The organism is Kineothrix sp. IPX-CK, from assembly GCF_039134705.1.
GTDB lineage: Bacteria > Bacillota > Clostridia > Lachnospirales > Lachnospiraceae > Kineothrix > Kineothrix sedimenti.
On sequence record NZ_CP146256.1, the window covers coordinates 4,648,873 to 4,666,795 of the forward strand.

A 17,923-nucleotide genomic window follows, 5' to 3' on the forward strand; every position below is an offset into this window, starting at 1 on the left:
TAATATTGATGAAGGTATGTGATATCAGTAATTTGTCCGGTGGAGAGATTTTATCCAGACCAATTATGACGCTGGACTATCAGGTATTATTAGCGGAAGGGACAATTTTACGGAAAGAATATATTGAGAAACTGATTGAGCTGGGAATTAGGGAAGTATACATAAGAGAAGAAATCAATACGCAAGAAGTAGTATTGTTAAAAGATGAAATAGAGAATAACTTTAAAGAAAAAGTTAAAACAATTATCGAAAAACATACTTATACTCATAGCAAAGAATTAGTAGAATTGAGTAAAACGGCAGATAATATTATCAAAAACCTTTTAGAGGAAGAAGAGGTAATTGAAAAAATATACGATATTAAGGAAAGAATTGCCGATATTTACGAACACTCAATTACTATTTGTTCTTTAGCAATATTGACCTCTTTAAAAATGAAAATTCCTCAGGACAGAATACACGACATTGGTGTGGCATGTCTACTGCATGATTTAGGTTTAAGATATTTAACGATCGATTATATGAATAAAAAGCTTGAGCAATTATCCGAGCTTGAGCTGTCAGAATATAAGAAACATCCCGTATATGGATATTCTGCTCTGAAGAACGAGCCATGGATTTCTGAACTGGGCAAGAATATTATTTTGTATCATCATGAGAGATTGGATGGATCCGGGTATCCGCTCAAGGCTACGGATATTCCAATGGAAGCGAGAATAGTTAATGTTTGCGACGCTTTTGATGAAATGATATGCGGAATCGGCTGTGAGAGGATAAAGGTCCACGAAGCTATCGATCACTTAAGGAAAAACAAGGATATTATGTATGACGGTAAAATTATAGATACATTCCTCGAATTTACTGCTGTCTATCCTGCAGGTTCTTACGTTCTCACCAACGAGGGAGAAATAGGCATTGTTTTGAGACAGAATAAGAATATGCCTGACAAGCCGTTTATTAAAATAATATACGATAATAAAGGTGAAACGGTTCTGCAAGATATAGTGAAAGATTTATCGGTATATGATAATATATATATTGAGAGAGTAATGGAAAATAATAGAAAAGAGGAGCAAGGTAATGATTGACATTAAATTTTTGAGGGAGAACCCGGAAACAGTAAAGGAAAATATCAAAAAGAAGTTTCAGGACAATAAAATTGCTCTGGTGGATGAAGTAATTGCGCTGGATTTGGAAAGCAGAAAGACGCAGCAGAAGGCTGATGATTTAAGGGCGAACCGCAATAAGATTTCCAAGGAAATCGGAACGCTGATGTCCCAAGGGAAAAAGGAAGAAGCGGAAGCAAAAAAAGCGGAAGTTGCAGTCGGTGCGAAGCGTCTTGCAGAGCTGGAAGAAGTTGAAAAGGGACTGGAAGAAAAGATAACCAAAATAATGATGACTATCCCTAATATCATCGATTCCAGCGTACCTATCGGCAAGGATGATTCAGAAAATGTTGAAATTAAAAAATATGGAGAAGCTGTAATTCCTGATTTTGAAATCCCTTATCATACGGAAATCATGGAGAAGTTAAATGGAATTGATCTGGATAGTGCCAGAAAGGTTGCAGGAAATGGTTTCTATTATTTAATGGGTGATATAGCAAGGCTGCATTCCGCAGTTATCTCCTATGCGAGAGATTTTATGATCGACAGAGGATTTACTTACTGCATTCCACCTTTTATGATTCGAAGCAATGTAGTAACGGGAGTTATGAGCTTTGCCGAAATGGAAGCGATGATGTACAAGATTGAGGGTGAGGATCTGTATTTAATCGGAACTTCCGAGCATTCTATGATAGGTAAATTTATCGATACTATTGTTCCTGAGGAAGAGCTTCCCAAGACTCTCACCAGCTACTCTCCTTGTTTTAGGAAGGAAAAAGGCGCTCATGGGCTGGAGGAACGTGGTGTGTATAGAATACATCAATTCGAAAAGCAGGAAATGGTAGTGGTATGTAAGCCTGAGGAATCACCTATGTGGTTTGAAAAGCTGTGGCAGAATACGGTAGATTTATTCCGTTCTATGGATATTCCGGTAAGAACGATAGAATGCTGTTCCGGCGATTTGGCAGACCTGAAGGTAAAGTCTTATGATGTGGAGGCATGGTCACCGAGACAGGAGAAATATTTTGAAGTGGGAAGCTGTTCCAATTTAGGAGATGCACAAGCAAGAAGATTAAAAATTCGTGTAAACGGAGAAAATGGAAAGTACTTCGCGCATACATTAAATAATACGGTAGTCGCTCCGCCAAGAATGCTGATTGCATTTCTGGAGAATAATCTCCAGGAGGACGGTTCCATAAGAATTCCTGAGGTGTTACAGCCTTATATGGGCGGTAAGAAAGTAATTAAATAATGTACAAAAACAGTTTTTGTGCCCCTGCCCCAATGCAATCTGTAGTTTTTGAAAAGAGGTGAAATCTTTGCATAAATATTTAAGGGCAATCGGTTTTAGTAAATTGAAGGATAGAAAAGAACTGCAAAATCTTTTAACCGATATTATTGTAAATACGAATGAACGTTCTTACACATCTAATGGAGAAGATACGATCATAGCAGAATTCCGCAAAGATTTTGCTGAAAATATGGGAATCGCTGTCTGTGGTGAATTCGATAGGGAAGAGAGATATTCGTATGATTATTATTATCCGTATTTGAGAGGAAGCGGTGTTACCTCGGAGGAAGACGTATCTGTGGAACGTCATGCAGGTACGGAATCTTACGCAGGAGTGTGTGACGACATTAAAATTGGAGTTTCACTTATTTTTTACTTGCAGAACATGATTCCATACGTGAAGGCACAAAACAGCAACAGCCTTCCTATAAGAGGAACGACACTCACTTTGTCAGGACTTTCTCTCCAAGGAAAGATTATGATGCCAATCATAAAAAATGAAAAGGATAAGAAGATTATTCAAAAGGCATCCAATAACCGAAATTCCTTGATTGCCGCTGCAAGAAAGGGAGACGAAGATGCTATTGAGAGTCTGACGTTAGAGGATATGGACACTTATACCACCATTTCCAAGAGAATCCAGAAAGAGGATGTATTCAGTCTCGTGGACACCTATTTCATGCCCTACGGCGTGGAATGTGACCAGTACTCCGTCTTGGGGGAAATCATAGAATGTCATAAAGTGACCAATAGAATGACCGGAGAGGAAATCCACCAGATGACTGTAAGCTGCAATGATTTGCAATTCGACATCTGTATCAATACGGAGGATCTGTACGGCGAGCCTCAGGTGGGAAGAAGGTTCAAGGGAAATATATGGATGCAGGGATTTATTAACTTTCCCGAATAGCATTACTGTTCACTCCGTTCACAGTAACCCAATAATAATTTTGAAAAGGGAAGGTTGCCAGAGTCCAATTCTTGTGGTAGAATAGTTCGGTAACAGTCCCTTTTCAATAATGTGTTTCCGTAGCTCAGTTGGATAGAGCGACCGCCTCCTAAGCGGTAGGTCGGGTGTTCAAGTCACCTCGGGAACGTTGGGAAGTATTGAAAACACTGGATTTTTCAATACTTCTCTTTTTTGTCCCCAAATTCTGTAATATGTGAATATCTATTTTTTAAAAATAAAAATTATTTAATAGAATAGGTATTCTAATACCGGATTTTCAAAAGTATTATGACTAAATGATGGAGCGTAGCTATAAAATTTTTTGGCTGGAATACAAATAGAGATTCTTTAGGGGCATAATTCCCATTCACCAATCCATTTTTGGTTAGTATAGTCGTATAGACGTCGGTATAATCGCCCATCTTCATTTTTATATCTCCATCCAATATTAGCAGCTCTTGTCTGAAATTCAGTATTAATACGATTTACAACTAAAGATTCAGAGGCAAAAATTGGAACAGTCCATAAATTCATAAATGTAACTGAACATAGGATAATCAATATAATAATAAATTTTTTTTTCATTTACTTTCTCCTTTTTAAAGAATCAAAGTTCATTTATAAATTATGTTTTCTGTCTTATTCATTATATATTATTAGGTTTTCATCAAAAATTTCTGTTACTGTGCCAACATATTCCTGCTCAACATACACATCATAGGTTCCATCATCATTCTGAATGAGATACGAATTCGTTTCATTAATTTCATATGTTCCTTCCGCATGCTCATCTGTTATGGCATATGGTTCAAATATGATGAAGTTGGGCATAAGAAAAATAATCAATACTAAAACCAATCCTATAAGCATATATTTGATAGTACGCTTATTTTTTATTTCACTACCCTTGGCGTATTCAAATATAGCTTCTATCCGATTTGCTATGTCATCTTCACAATCACTATTGAATGCAGCAACCCAATGCATTCTATGTATATCTGACTGCAACCTGGCAATTCTAATCAAACATTCAAGATACTCCATTTTTTGAAATTCTTCCAGCTTATTAATCACTACTGAGTCGACACGGAGTTCCTGAATTTTTATCAACTGATTACGTAGCAAATAAACGAATGGATTCCACCAATAAATTGCTTGTAATAATTCACATATGAACCTGATCCATAAGTCTTTGAAATAATAGTGTGCCATTTCATGACTCAGTATATAATACCATTCATCTACTGACAATTCTATTTCTGGTAATATAATGATAGGATTAAGCAGCCCAAATATGAAAGGTGACTTTACCTGGCTACTACTTACCACATTAAAACAAACCTGTTTTTTATATTTAGAGTTTATTTTATCGACAACTCGGTTCACAGCAGATTTATTTATTATTTTAAAGTTATTAACAGTGTGTTTTAGCGCAATATAAGATAATATCAGTTTTAAAACGAATATTATGCTTCCTATGATTGATATTATAATCATAATTGATAGTAATGACCATTCCATCTCAGCGAAGGCGAATACAGGTTTTACAAAAGTAATATAGATATCTGGCCAGAATTTTGTAATGTTGATATTATTCTGAGAAGGTAATTCAAAAGGCAAAAATAGTCGAAACATTATCATTACTATAATAAACAACACAATCTGGATTCCAATTTTTAATACAATCTCACTTTTGGTTATAATATAATTGAGAGATAATGTTGCAATCCCACTGAAAAATACAATATTCAACACTGTTGATAAAGTAATTATCATAAATTCCCCTTTATTTCTCTATTTAGTCCTCAAAGGTTTGGTGCTCTGAGTCTTCCATTTTAAGTATCTGCTTTTTTCGTTCCTTAATCATTTCTTCCAATCTGTCGAGTTCACTTAAAGTGTCTTCGCTATTATCTGTTGGTAATAATGATGCCAATAGATGAGATGTAGCAATACTCTTGTTAATTAAGGACCCGGTTAATTCTTGCAGGGCCTCCGACTCTATGCTTTCTGAGCTGACTAACGGCTTAAATTTACGTCCCAGTGTCTTATTACTATAGGCATATCCATCCACAGCAACCATGCCCTTCTTTAGCAAAGATTGCATTACCCTCTGTACACTGTATACAGTCCCCCCCTCTCTATTAACAACCTCTGATACCATAAGAGCTTTTTCTGACTCCCACAATATACGCATAACATCAATTTCACGTTTGGTCAATTTCATACAATGTGCTCCTTCTTGCGGATATTTTAAAGACTAAGATTATTATAACAACTTAAGATTGTCAGCGTCAACAAGAGTTGCCGATTTTTTCAAAAAACGACTTGATTTTACATAACAATTCTGCTATGGTATAATCATCTTAATTGACAACGGTTGCCAATTAAGGCAAACATTGCCAATATTGGAAATAAAACGTAAGCCAGGGTTATTGGGGGACACAGATTGGATTGATTTATAATTTGTAAAAATATTTTAGCCAAAAGAAAGAAGCAAAAGGAGAATTTTACAAGCAGAATTAGTCCCTTAGAAATGAAATTCTACGAAAGCTGGTAAAGTTTCTTTTCTGATTTATCTGAGTGAGGGGGGTGAGAATATGATAATTAGAAAAATAACTATTTATTTTAGAGATGATTAGTTTTTTTAATGGAAGTAAGATGGGAGAAAAAATCAAAGATTGGTCAAAGGCTTTCAGTTTTTTAACAGATCTTATATTAAATCAAAAAAAGGGGGAAGAACTATGATTAAACATTTTAAGAACAAAACTTTAGCTGGTGCATTTGCACTTATTATGGGAGCAATAATTTTAATTGCACCATTAACAACTTATGCTGCAAACTTTAACCAGTATGCCACGGTTGGTGGAGATGGTGTCCGATTAAGAAAAACCCCAAGTTTCAATGGGACCATATTGGAATTAATGTACAAAGGCGAGGGCATATGGATTGACTCTGAGTATAGCGATAATTATTGGGTTCATGTAAAGAGAGTGAAGACTAATACAATAGGTTATATGGGCTATGATTTATATGACCATCAATGACCATGGTTGATAATACTTGTATCCACGTAAAAAGAGATAAGAGTCAAACAATAGGTTATATGGACTACGCCTATTATGTACATAGTTGATTCTAATCATTTTGAAGGAAAGGGTGTCTCGAATTATCATCTTTTGAGATACCCTATGCCTCTATTATTTAAAATTAAATGTACTGAGATTGTGTGTTTTATTTAGTTGGATGGGGTCAAAAGATGAGTAGACAACGGTTTATTTTGAAAAGAAAAGCATTCATTACATTGCTCATTGGCATATTCATTTTATCTGGCTGCGGGCAAAGTGAAAACAGTAAGATTGATAGTGATAATTTATTTACAGAAACAGAAGGAAGGATGAAAGATGATGAAAATAATGAACCATCCGAAGATTTGCCAAAGCCGCTTGAGGTTCCTGTAAATACCAAAATAGAAGATATTCATTATTACAGTGAGGATTATATTGATCTGTTGGCATCTCCGCCTCTCTGTAAATCCGATGGGAAGAATATATATTTGGTTGACAAGCAGGATTTTTATATCATGCCGGTTGGTACAGATGAGCTTAGCCCGGCGAATATTGACATCCCGGAAGGAATGGATGTTTACAATCTTGCTTTTGACAGCTATGGGAGAATTCATTTACTCATTGCGGACCGTGATAACGAGGAATATTTTATCTGGCGGCTTGATGAAAGCTATCAGGTTGACAAAACAATTGACATTTCCGCATATGTTGAAGAAAAACAAGTGCCGCTTTGGTTTCTGATTCATAAAGACGGTACCTATTATATCCAGTGGCCTCTAAATCGGAATGGAATAATTGTTGACAGTGAAGGTGTGCTTAAGCATAAATTTACGTTGGAATCACTTGGAATTAGGTGGACAAGGGAAGCCGCAGTCGGAAAAGACGGCCAGATTTATCTCGTTTACGGCGATCGGGATGAGAAATGGGAAATTGGTAAGTTAGATGTGAAAAACTGCCTAATAAAAAATGAAAATTCGTCCCTTTATTTTCCGGGCAGTGAGATTTTTATGGCGATGTCCGGCGGTACAGATACGAATCTTTTGCTATTGAGCCCATACAGTGGAGTTTGGGCTTGCGATACGGAAAGTGGAATCATGGAAAACCGTGTGCCACTATCTGATCTTCGTTTGGGTTTCGATACGGAATCGGAATTCTGGCTCCGCATATTTTTGCCCGATGGCCGGCTGCTTTTGCTGGGACAAACAGTAAATGATAATAATGCAGATAATGTTGATGGCGAGAGTTCTAAGCATCTGCTTTTTAAGTATATTCCTGTGGGTAAATAAGGATATTATGAAAGTAGAGAAAATATGAAGAAATTTAGGAAAAAGGCTATCATAATTGTGCTTTTAATGCTAACCTTTGCAGTAGGTACTATATTTTTCCTACAAACACATGACCATCCGGCAATGCCTGTAGCGGCTTGCGGTAGTATAGATGAGATTTTTATTATTGGTAATACATTTGATGACCAGTCTGGGGATTTGTTAGCAAGCGGGATTTATATCTTAGATAAGGATAGATATAAAATGTCATTATATAATAATATGACATTAATAGATTCCATGAGTTTTGAAAAAATTGCCTTGGACAAAGATAATAACTTATTTTCAATTGTGCGAAAACAAGACGAAAACGCAATATATGAGATATGGAAAATCAATAATGGGATTGTATTAAATAAATATGACATTACAAATTCTATAGATGAGAAAAACAACGGAGGAATCCGGGCGTTTACTATTGATGGAAATGGGAATTTTTTCATTAGAGAGATTTCTTCGGATGAGGTAATAGTCATAGATAAAAGTGGATTTGAAACATCCAGGTTAAAGGATGTAGCGAGTGATATTTCATTTGAAAGCATGGCAACCGGAAAAGACGGACAAGTGTATGCACTATTTTGTAAAAATATCGATGCTGGGAGTGGATTTAAAATCATTTCATTTGCTGATGGATTAATCAATGAAATATGTAATGGAAATATTTTGCCAACTGAAGAGATTTATAGTGTCATGGGAACATGCACAAAATATGATTTGGTAATGAAGGGAATATATGGTGTTTATGGATATAATTTTAATTCGGAAGCTGCTGAGAATATAATATATTTTCCTCCATTCGAAGCTGAATTTACTAAGAGCTTTTTTGTAGAAGATGAACTGTACATTTTTTTTACTGATATAGATGATGATAAAAGGCACAAAATAAAATCTATAGAATTGAAAACGATAGATTTAGTAACAGGTGTTTTCCAGTAGAATTATCGTACATATAATAATGATAGAATGAGGAATATTGGGATGAAAAAGCATATCTTATGGATTTTACTAATATTGTGTTTTTCATTTACGGGATGTAATGCGAAGTCATCTGCGGTGACAGAAACAAAAACCTTGACGCTGGCGGTCTTTGAAAGTGAATCGCAGTTATCAAGGTCAAAGCTATTTCAATGGGTGAATTTGTATAATGAGAATAATTCTGATGTAAAAATTGAAATTGTAAATTATTTAGATAATTACTCGGACTCGTTTGAAGCCTTTAATCAAATCAAAGTCGAAATTAGTGCCGGAAAAGGCCCTGACATGATTAATTTTGGCGGGCAATATTCACCGCTTGATGCTTCATCCGGAATGATGGCTGATTTATACCCTTTAATGCAAAATGATGAGTCGTTTGATAAGCAAGATTTTTACTATAATATTCTTGAATCTTTTGAGGTAGGTGATAGCCTTTATGTGCTTGTACCCACCTATAGAATAGACTCATATGCTACGGCTAACAATGAACTTTTAGGTTTAGAAAGAATGGATATTAAGCAATTAGCAGATGCTTACAATATGCTGGATGATGAAAGTATTCTTTTTCCGGGAGAAACTAAAAAAGCTGTTTTCGGAATGATCTGCTATGGGAGTCTGGAAAACTACGTTGATTGGGGTGAAGGCATATGCCATTTTAATAGTGACAGTTTTAAAGAAATCTTAAATTTTGCTAATCAATTTCCGCTAAGTCTAAACATGGCGAATGATTACTCGGCGAAGGCATTTTTTACAGAAGGCCGTGCTCTTTTGTATCCGGTTTCCATTGACAATGTTTATGGAACAACCAGAATAAGAACGCTTTATGGGGAAACGCCGACTTATATTGGTTATCCGCTTGATTCAGGCAATGGGAACATGGCGGCGATTGTTGATATCTCAATCGGTATCAGTTCAACCAGTAAAAATAAAGAGGAAGCATGGGGGTTTTTAAGAAGCTTGCTTGACGGTGAATTCCAAGATAACACCGAAAGCGGATTACCGCTTCGAATCAGTTCATTGGAACAAAAGTTAGAGGATGCAAAGAGGGCAGAATTTGATTCAAATGGCGAAAAGGTAGTAAAAGAGCGGCTTATTTTTGATAGTGAAGATTCTGTTAATATCTATGAAATAACTAATGAAGATGCAGAAACACTTAAAGCAATTATTAGTAAAATTGAGTTTAGTATGACGGTTGATTCTAACCTATATAGCATCATGCTGGAAGAGGCAGATTACTTGTTTAATGATGATCGGAATGTAGATAATGTCGCAGATATTATTCAAAATCGAGCAAGTATATATATAAATGAGAAGAAATAGATTCGAGATTGTCCTTGGCGGTCGGGCTGCTTTGGAGAAACTTCATGCCTTTGAAATACGGACTGTTGGGGATTTGATATCTTGATTATATATGTTTTTTAAAAAGTGGATTTAGAACTTACTCTAAATGCACTTTTTTTGATGACGGAATTTTTAGAATTTTCACTTTTTTGCATTGGTTTCACACCCCCTTGACAGACAAAGAGAAAAGAGGGTTATTTAATAAGCAATAGACAAAATGCTGATAACAAATGATGATGTAACCCTCCATAGGAACTCCTAAGCGGTAGGTCGGGTGTTCAAGTCACCTCGGGAACGTTGTAAAAACCCTGTAATTTCAATAGTTGCAGGGCTCTTTCTTTATCAATAATAATTATTCAATATACAGCCCATAAAATCTGATAAAAGCATCATAAAAGACTGAGTATGAAATACTTGACAAATCTATAATCAGGCAATATAATATAACCTACAAATCATATATGAATACAATAAATTAATTTAAAAGGACGGTGACAGAAATGAAAAAGCAAAAAAATTTATTTACCCGCACGGTTGTAACTATCGTATCACTTCTAACTCTTACAAGCCTTGCCGCCTGCGGAAATTCAGCCTCGACCGTTCCAGGCACTGATTCGAAAGAAGAAAAAACACTGGTAATTGCAGTGCCCGATGCCATTAACTTGCTCGAAGCAGGTCAGGAGGGCTCAGTTATCCAGTATTATATTCAGCAGATAGTTAACGAAGGTCTTGTAGCGATTGGTGAGGACGGAAAGATCCATCCCGCGCTGGCTGAAAGCTGGGAGGATGAGAATTCTACCGTTTGGACATTCAATCTGAGAAAAGATGCCAAGTTCTCCGATGGCTCACCCGTAACGATTGATGATATCATTTATTCAATTGAGCGCAGCGCCGACCCTGAACAGTCTCCCTCAATCGCTTATTTTTACCCCGATGGTTTTGCCATTGATAAAGTGGACGAATATACTTTAAAAATCACATTACCCCATGCACAGTCAAACTTTATTTGGTCGATATCAAATAATGGAGGATTGTTCGTAACCAAAAAGGAATGGGCGCAAAATGCTGAAGCAATAGGCTCCGCTAAGGATTTGCTGCTTGGCTCAGGTCCGTATAAAATATCAGAATTCTCTCCCGGCTCTCACGTGACACTGGAAGCCTCCGATTACTGGTGGGGCGGCACACCCGAGATGAAAAAGGTGAGAATAGATTTTATCCCCGACAGCCAGACCCGTCTTCTTGCGTTCAAGCAGGGTGATGTTGACTTTGCCTTTGATATTCCAGTAAGTCAGATAAGCGATTATCAGTCGGTAGACGGTGCTAAGGTAGAAACTTATAAAGACCGCTCTTATGTCGGTTTGACCTTTGATTTAACCGTAAAACCCTTTGATAACGAGCACATTCGCAAGGCTGTTTCCTACGCAGTTGATTCACAAGGGATTATCGACAGCATAAAGGATGGCTATCCGGAAAAGGCAACGGCATTCACAGCACCCGAGCAGTTCGCAACTGTTCTCTCGGCTGATGATGCCCGCAAAAAGTTAAATGAGCTTACGCATTATGATTATAACCTTGAAAAAGCAAAAGAGGAATTCGAGCTTTCAGGCGAAGAACCCTTTTCAACAACGATCTATTATCCCGACAGTAACCAGGATCTAGGTAAGGCTTCCTTAGTGATTGCCGATTCCCTGAAAGAAATAGGAATCACTGTTGATGTTCAGGAGATTCCTCTCGAGCAGTGGCTAAACGAAATGGGTTCAGGTACAAAGGGGATTGACTGGATGGATTACCGCCCGCCAACACTCGACCCAGCCGAAATTGCCGTATGGTTTCTTGATACCACAGGCGAGGGTACAAACCCTGCAAACTGGACAGATGAATCGGTTCAGCCCTATTTTCAGGCGATTTACGAGAAATCTGCTGAAGAAGGTCTTGATGATTTGTTAAAGGGTATCGGTATAGCGCAGGAACAGGCAATTTACGCTCCCATCTGGTGGGGCGAGGGCGCAATTGCCTACAACAGTTCGATTGAGGTTGATAACTTCAGCTCATATACTTTCCTGTCACAAAACTGGCCCCAAAATTTTACTTTTACAAAATAATAGTTTATAATGGAAGACAGCACAGTTTTCTACAATTTAAGGTTTAAAATTAATAATAAACATCACACTTCCCGATAGCAAACAAAAATGTCGGGAAGTGTGAGTTCATTTTGTATGAATATACTATCAATTGACAAGGTTACACACGGTTTAGAGCGTGTTAGACCTTGTCAATTGATGGTAACTAGGATGAAAATATTATGAGCAAATTAAGATTTATTATAAAACGGCTGCTTCAGTGTCTTGTTTCGCTGGTGGTGCTGTCTTTTGTTATTTTTTCACTGCTTTATATAGCTCCCGGTGACCCTGCCCGCGCCCTTGTGGGGGCGAAAAAAGTCACTCCCGAGTTATTAAACCAAATCCGCGAGCAGTACCATTTAAATGATCCTTTTCTTTCCCAGTACACTAGGTGGGTTAAGGATGCTCTTTCGCTTGATTTCGGCAACTCAATAAAGGCGGGATACCCTGTTATCGATTATATAGCCTCCCACGCTGCCGTTACCTTTCAGCTTGTTGGGTTATCCCTGCTGTTCAGCATAATGATCGGCGTTGGGCTGGGTGTGGTGTCGGCGCGCAGAAAAGGCAGGCTTGCCGATAAAATAATCGACATTTCATCTTTAATCGGCACTTGCTCGCCGAGTTTTGCGTTAGGGTTGGTGCTGCTCTATTTTTTTTCCTATAAGTTCGGCATTTTTCCAATGTATGGCATAGGTGACGAGAGTAATCCTATTGATGTTTTGTGGCACTTAGTTTTGCCGGCAATCACACTTACGATAGGAGTCGCCGCCCTGCTTATTAAAATAACCCGCTCTGCTATGCTAAAGGAAGTATCCAGTGACTACACCGTATTTATGCGTGCACGGGCAATCCCCACAAAAAAGATAGTGCTCTCTCAGCTTAAAAACGCTTCATCTCCTGTTTTAACAAGCACAGGGCTGGTGCTCGCAAGCCTTTTCGGCTCAACTGTTTTGATAGAAAACGTCTTTGCAATTCCCGGGCTTGGCGAACTGCTAACCAAATCAGTTACTTTTCGCGATGTTCCGGTTGTTCAGTTTATCGCCCTTATGTTGGCGGTAATAATTTGTTTTACATCGGCATTCGTTGATATTTTAGTTTATCTTTTCAATCCAATTACCCACAGAGCACAAAGTGGCAATAAAAAAGCGGCAAAGGGGGAAATTTGATATGAAAAAAACTATAAAAAATAAAAAGTTAAAGGTACCTCCTGCCAGAATAATCTTATCAGGCCTGTTTTTGTTTATAATTTTCTTGTGGATTATTGCTCCCTCGCTTTTTGCTCCCGATGCCTTAAGCCTGGATATTAATAATACCAAGCTGCCCATCGGTTCAGAAGGTCATCTCCTCGGTACCGATGCTTTGGGGCGTGATGTACTAAAACTTCTCATTGCGGGTGCCGGCAGTGCAATGATAGGGCCGGTGTGTATTGCGTTGGGATCCCTTATTATAGGACTAGTTCTGGGAAGTACAGCAGGTTGGTTTGGCGGATTTTGGGATAAAATCGTATCAGCTTATGCGGATTTAACTCTTTCAATGCCGTCAATGCTGCTGGCTATTGTTGCGGCTGCAATTATCGGCGGGGGTTACTGGGTAAGCGTTCTGGTTATGATTATTTTGTATTCTCCTTTCGATATCCGTTTGGTACGCTCTGCGGTAATACAGCAAAGATGCAAACCCTATATCGAATCGGCAAAAATGCTTAATCTAAGCGCTGTTAACATTTTAGCAAAACACATTTTCCCCAATATCGCGATGGTAGTGCTGGTTAATTTCTTTTTAAACATAGCATACGGTTTAATGAGTATGTCGTCCTTGTCATTTTTGGGGCTTGGAGTAGGACCAAAGGAAGCCGATTGGGGACGGCAGCTCTCCGACGGGCGCGAGTTGTTGTCACAAAATCCCGCCGTGTCCCTCTCTGCGGGTATCGTAATAATTTTAACAGCTGTTTCTATTAATCTTATAGGCAGCTATCTTCTTGAAAGGAGCGGTTTAGATGACATTTAATCCGGTACAGCCCTCCGAAAATAAAGTTCAAAAAATAGATGCCGAAGCTACAATTAAAATAAGCATCAGCGATTTAAGGGTGCAAATCGGCGAGAGCGAAATATTAAAAGGTATAGATTTTAAGCTGGAAGGTAATGAAAGTGTCGGTATTGTAGGGCAATCGGGCTCGGGCAAAACAATGATGATGCGCTCCCTCATCGGGCTGCTTCCGGATCAGGCGAAGCAGGCGGGAGATTACAGAATAGACGAACAAAAATTTAATCTTAACGCTCGTGAAAAGCAGTGGGGAAAAATAAGAGGCAGCGGTATAGGTATGGTTATGCAAGACCCCTTTACCGCCCTTGATCCTCTGAAAAAGTGCGGCAAACAAATTCTGGACGGCGTCCCGAATGATAAAAAAGCCGTATTTAATATTGTGTCCGCCCTGGAAGAAGTCGGCCTGCCAAAAGAAGTCGCCGACAGATACCCTTTTGAATTATCGGGCGGTCAACGGCAGAGGATAGTAATTGCCGCATCCCTTGCAACCCAACCCCGTCTGCTGATAGCTGACGAAGCAACTACCGCGTTGGATGTAATAACACAAAAGGAAATTCTCGACCTTATCGATCATATCCGCAGTGTTCGCACGATGCCTTTAATCATAATCACCCACAATATACGCCTTGCAAAAACAAGATGCGACCGTGTGCTGGTTATGGAAAACGGAAAAATTGTAGAAGAAGGCACAGCAAAAAAAGTAACCGAACAACCCCGTTCGGAAGCGGCCAAAACACTAATCGAAGCCGACCGGTTTTTGCAGATAAGATCGTTTTCCGATTCTCATTCGGGCGGCGACATCCTGCTTAAGGCAGAGAACCTGAACAAGAGATTCGGCAGCGTTAATGCACTTATTGATGTTACTATTGACGTATGTGCCGGCGAATGCGTCGGCATAGTAGGGCAGTCAGGCTCGGGTAAAACAACATTGGCGAGATGTCTTGTCGGATTAACCAAGGCTGATTCCGGCTCGGTTAAATTTTTCGGAAAAAACCGCACTCAGATAGTCTTTCAAGATCCTTATTCATCGCTTAATCCTGCCCATAAAATACGATATATTTTAGAATCAGCGCTGAAAGCATCAAACAGACCGCTTAGCGAGCTAGAAGAATTGATATCTCTAGCTGAAGTACCCGCAGAACTTCTGGATCGAAAACCCGCCAAATTATCGGGGGGACAGCGACAAAGAGTAGCAATTGCGCATGCCCTGGCGCCCCGCCCCGATTTGTTAATATGTGATGAATCAGTGTCGGCGTTGGATGTAGTCGTTCAGAACCAGATATTGAATATGCTCGAAAAGCTCCGTCGTGAACGTCACCTTGCTGTGCTTTTTATCACTCATGATTTATCAGTATTACGTATGATTGCAGAGAGGGTATACGTCATGAATGAGGGACGTATAGTTGAACACGGCACAGCCCGGGAAATTTTTGAATCACCAGAAAACAGCTATACAAAAGCACTAATAGAAGCGGCAGCCTTCGGCAGCACCGAACGCGCCCAGGGCGGACTCGAACCTTTTATATAAATCGTTTAAAAAGTTCTTTTTCGATAGAGCTTGTACCCATCAAAGATTTTAGGTATGATTAAATATAGGAAAAAAGGAAAATATAAAAAGGAGAGAGAAAAGGAGGTATTTTATGGGAAAGAAATTGACCGATAAAGTGAGCTGGGTAGGAAAAACGGACTGGGAGCTTATGAAGTTCCACGGAGATGAGTATTCCACCCACAGGGGCTCTTCCTACAATTCTTATTTGATCAGAGACCAAAAAAACGTACTGATAGATACGGTATGGCAGCCCTATGACAAAGAGTTCGTAGCTCGATTAAAACAGGAAATCGATTTAGAGAAAATTGATTATATTATTTTAAACCACAGTGAAATCGATCATAGCGGCGCATTGCCCGAATTGATGAGAGAGCTTCCGGATACACCCATTTATTGTACGGCGAACGGTGTAAAAATAATAAAGGGTCATTATCATCAGGACTGGAATTTCGTAACTGTTAAGACAGGGGATTCTCTGGATCTTGGTGAAAGCAAGCTGGTTTTCGTGGAAGCGCCCATGCTTCATTGGCCGGATAGCATGATGACTTATATGACCGGAGAAAATATCCTTTTCAGCAACGATGCCTTCGGGCAGCATTATGCGACAGAATCTCTGTATAACGATGCTGTGGATGAGGCAGAGCTTTTTGCAGAGGCACTGAAATATTATGCGAATATCCTTACCCCCTTTAGTCCTCTTGTTATGAAGAAAATCAAAGAGGTCTTAGCTCTTAACCTTCCGGTAGATATGATTTGTACAAGCCATGGAGTAATCTGGAAGGATAATCCGGTTCAGATTATCGAGAACTATCTAAAGTGGGCGGATAACTATCAGGAAAATCAGGTTACACTCGTATACGATACCATGTGGAATTCTACCCGTAAAATGGCGGAAGCCATAGCGGAGGGCATTCGTCAGACCGATTCTTCCATAACGGTCAAGCTGATGAATGCTGCTAAGGAGGACAAGAACGATATTATTACCGAGGTATTCCGCTCCAAAGCCATTCTTACAGGCTCCTCCACCATTAACAATGGTCTGCTCTTTTCTATGGGCGGTATTCTCGAGATGATGAAGGGCCTTAAATTCAAAAATAAAAAAGCCGCAGCTTTTGGAAGCTACGGCTGGAGCGGCGAATCGGTGAAGCAGTTGACAAAGTTCCTCGGTGAAGGAGGCTTTGAAGTTGTTAATGACGGCCTGCGCCTGCTCTGGGTGCCGGATGAGGAGGGTATTACCTCATGTGTGGAATATGGCAGACAATTCGCCAAGGCACTATAATTTATTCCAGTAAATTTCCCATGCTCTTTACGCTTACAGCCAGAGTGGAGGTGTTGTGCAGCAGCGCAGAGGTTGCGGGCTGCAGGATGCCTCCTGCTCCCAGAGCGATCAATTCGGAGTTTAAAGCCGACGATGAAACGATAGTTTGTGCCGATGCGCTTCATCAGGCTGTCACTGATAGCTATTCCTTCATCTGCGGCAGATAGAGCAGGAGAATCGTTGATACCGTCTCCTACCATGATCACCTTTTTCCCCTCTGCTTTCTCTTTTTCCACATATTTCGCTTTGTCTTCAGGAAGAACTTCCGAATAGTATTCGTCTACACCCACTTTTTTCGCGATAGAAGCAGCAGCACGTTTGTTATCTCCGGTCATCATGACTATTTTGCTTATTCCGGCTTTTCTCAAGGAATTAATGATTCCCTCGGCCTCTTCTCTTAACGGGTCCTCTATGCAGATGACCCCTGCCAGCTTATTGTCTATGGCGAGGTATAGGTGAGATTGCTCCCCGGGCAGCTTATGAAATTTTTCCATCATGCCTTCAGGAAGTTCGCAGCCTTCATCCTCAAATACAAAGTGGTGGCTGCCGATAATCGTCTTTTTATCTCCTATAAAAGTAGAAATGCCGTGTGCGACGATATAATCTACCCTGGAGTGCATTTCTTCATGTTCCAGATTCCTTTCTCTGGCGGCGTTCACCACGGCTTTAGCCATGGAATGAGGAAAATGCTCTTCCATGCATGCAGCCATCCGCAGCAGTTCGTCGGGAGAGTCTCCGTTGAAGGAAACCACATTGATAACCGCAGGTTGTGCTTTGGTCAGGGTACCGGTCTTATCGAAGACAATAGTATCTGCTTGTGCTATGGCTACAAGATATTTTCCTC

General features: G+C 39.3%; 15 protein-coding genes, 1 tRNA gene and 1 pseudogene. 13 read left to right on the top strand and 4 right to left on the bottom strand.

All coding sequences use genetic code 11. From position 1 onward, the window contains the following. The first annotated feature begins 8 nt into the window (after positions 1–8). The 4 genes from V6984_RS21935 to V6984_RS21950 all read left to right on the top strand — a co-directional run bounded on the left by V6984_RS21935 (position 9) and on the right by V6984_RS21950 (position 3,494). Positions 9–1,088, top strand: coding sequence for an HD-GYP domain-containing protein (locus tag V6984_RS21935; RefSeq protein ID WP_342757721.1), 1,080 nt, complete (start codon positions 9–11; stop codon positions 1,086–1,088). After that, on the top strand, positions 1,081–2,358 hold the full coding sequence (serS, locus tag V6984_RS21940; protein WP_342757722.1) for a serine--tRNA ligase: 1,278 nt from the start codon (positions 1,081–1,083) through the stop codon (positions 2,356–2,358). Before V6984_RS21935 ends, serS begins: the two co-directional genes overlap by 8 nt. Before the next feature lie 58 nt (positions 2,359–2,416). After that, complete coding sequence (locus tag V6984_RS21945; protein ID WP_342757723.1) at positions 2,417–3,307, top strand: DUF3881 family protein; 891 nt, start codon at positions 2,417–2,419, stop codon at positions 3,305–3,307. Between the two features lie 113 nt (positions 3,308–3,420). Continuing rightward, positions 3,421–3,494 (top strand) — tRNA-Arg (locus V6984_RS21950). Between the two features lie 200 nt (positions 3,495–3,694). Here the strand turns inward: V6984_RS21950 and V6984_RS21955 are convergent. From V6984_RS21955 to V6984_RS21965, 3 genes are read right to left on the bottom strand one after another with little or no spacing between them, the layout of a single operon-like run. Next, the gene (locus V6984_RS21955; protein ID WP_342757724.1) at positions 3,695–3,931 is read right to left on the bottom strand and encodes a hypothetical protein; all 237 of its coding nucleotides are present in this window, start codon (positions 3,929–3,931) and stop codon (positions 3,695–3,697) included. A gap of 54 nt (positions 3,932–3,985) precedes the next feature. Beyond that, positions 3,986–5,122, bottom strand: a complete 1,137-nt coding sequence (locus tag V6984_RS21960; RefSeq protein WP_342757725.1) for a M56 family metallopeptidase — start codon at positions 5,120–5,122, stop codon at positions 3,986–3,988. Between the two features lie 22 nt (positions 5,123–5,144). Next, a complete protein-coding gene (locus tag V6984_RS21965; protein WP_342757726.1) occupies positions 5,145–5,570 on the bottom strand; it encodes a BlaI/MecI/CopY family transcriptional regulator in 426 nt (141 codons plus the stop codon). Positions 5,571–6,087: 517 nt separating this feature from the next. Between V6984_RS21965 and V6984_RS21970 the strand changes: the two genes are divergently transcribed. The 9 genes from V6984_RS21970 to V6984_RS22010 all read left to right on the top strand — a co-directional run bounded on the left by V6984_RS21970 (position 6,088) and on the right by V6984_RS22010 (position 17,040). After that, positions 6,088–6,390, top strand: a complete 303-nt coding sequence (locus V6984_RS21970; protein ID WP_342757727.1) for a hypothetical protein — start codon at positions 6,088–6,090, stop codon at positions 6,388–6,390. A gap of 212 nt (positions 6,391–6,602) precedes the next feature. Beyond that, positions 6,603–7,697, top strand: a complete 1,095-nt coding sequence (locus V6984_RS21975; RefSeq protein ID WP_342757728.1) for a hypothetical protein — start codon at positions 6,603–6,605, stop codon at positions 7,695–7,697. A 24-nt stretch (positions 7,698–7,721) separates the two neighbouring features. After that, entirely contained in the window at positions 7,722–8,672 is a 951-nt protein-coding gene (locus V6984_RS21980; RefSeq protein WP_342757729.1) for a hypothetical protein, read from the top strand. A gap of 117 nt (positions 8,673–8,789) precedes the next feature. Continuing rightward, the gene (locus V6984_RS21985) at positions 8,790–10,031 is read left to right on the top strand and encodes an extracellular solute-binding protein (RefSeq protein WP_342757730.1); all 1,242 of its coding nucleotides are present in this window, start codon (positions 8,790–8,792) and stop codon (positions 10,029–10,031) included. A gap of 521 nt (positions 10,032–10,552) precedes the next feature. Then, complete coding sequence (locus V6984_RS21990) at positions 10,553–12,154, top strand: ABC transporter substrate-binding protein (RefSeq protein ID WP_342757731.1); 1,602 nt, start codon at positions 10,553–10,555, stop codon at positions 12,152–12,154. A gap of 200 nt (positions 12,155–12,354) precedes the next feature. Continuing rightward, positions 12,355–13,338, top strand: coding sequence for an ABC transporter permease (locus V6984_RS21995; RefSeq protein ID WP_342757732.1), 984 nt, complete (start codon positions 12,355–12,357; stop codon positions 13,336–13,338). Between the two features lies 1 nt (position 13,339). Then, complete coding sequence (locus V6984_RS22000; RefSeq protein WP_342757733.1) at positions 13,340–14,176, top strand: ABC transporter permease; 837 nt, start codon at positions 13,340–13,342, stop codon at positions 14,174–14,176. Further along, entirely contained in the window at positions 14,166–15,740 is a 1,575-nt protein-coding gene (locus V6984_RS22005; RefSeq protein WP_342757734.1) for an ABC transporter ATP-binding protein, read from the top strand. Before V6984_RS22000 ends, V6984_RS22005 begins: the two co-directional genes overlap by 11 nt. A 112-nt stretch (positions 15,741–15,852) precedes the next feature. Beyond that, positions 15,853–17,040, top strand: a complete 1,188-nt coding sequence (locus V6984_RS22010) for an anaerobic nitric oxide reductase flavorubredoxin (RefSeq protein ID WP_342757735.1) — start codon at positions 15,853–15,855, stop codon at positions 17,038–17,040. A gap of 1 nt (position 17,041) precedes the next feature. Here V6984_RS22010 and V6984_RS22015 read toward each other — a convergent pair. Beyond that, positions 17,042–17,921 (bottom strand): annotated as a pseudogene (locus V6984_RS22015) (HAD-IC family P-type ATPase); the annotation flags it as partial. Positions 17,922–17,923: the final 2 nt, after the last annotated feature.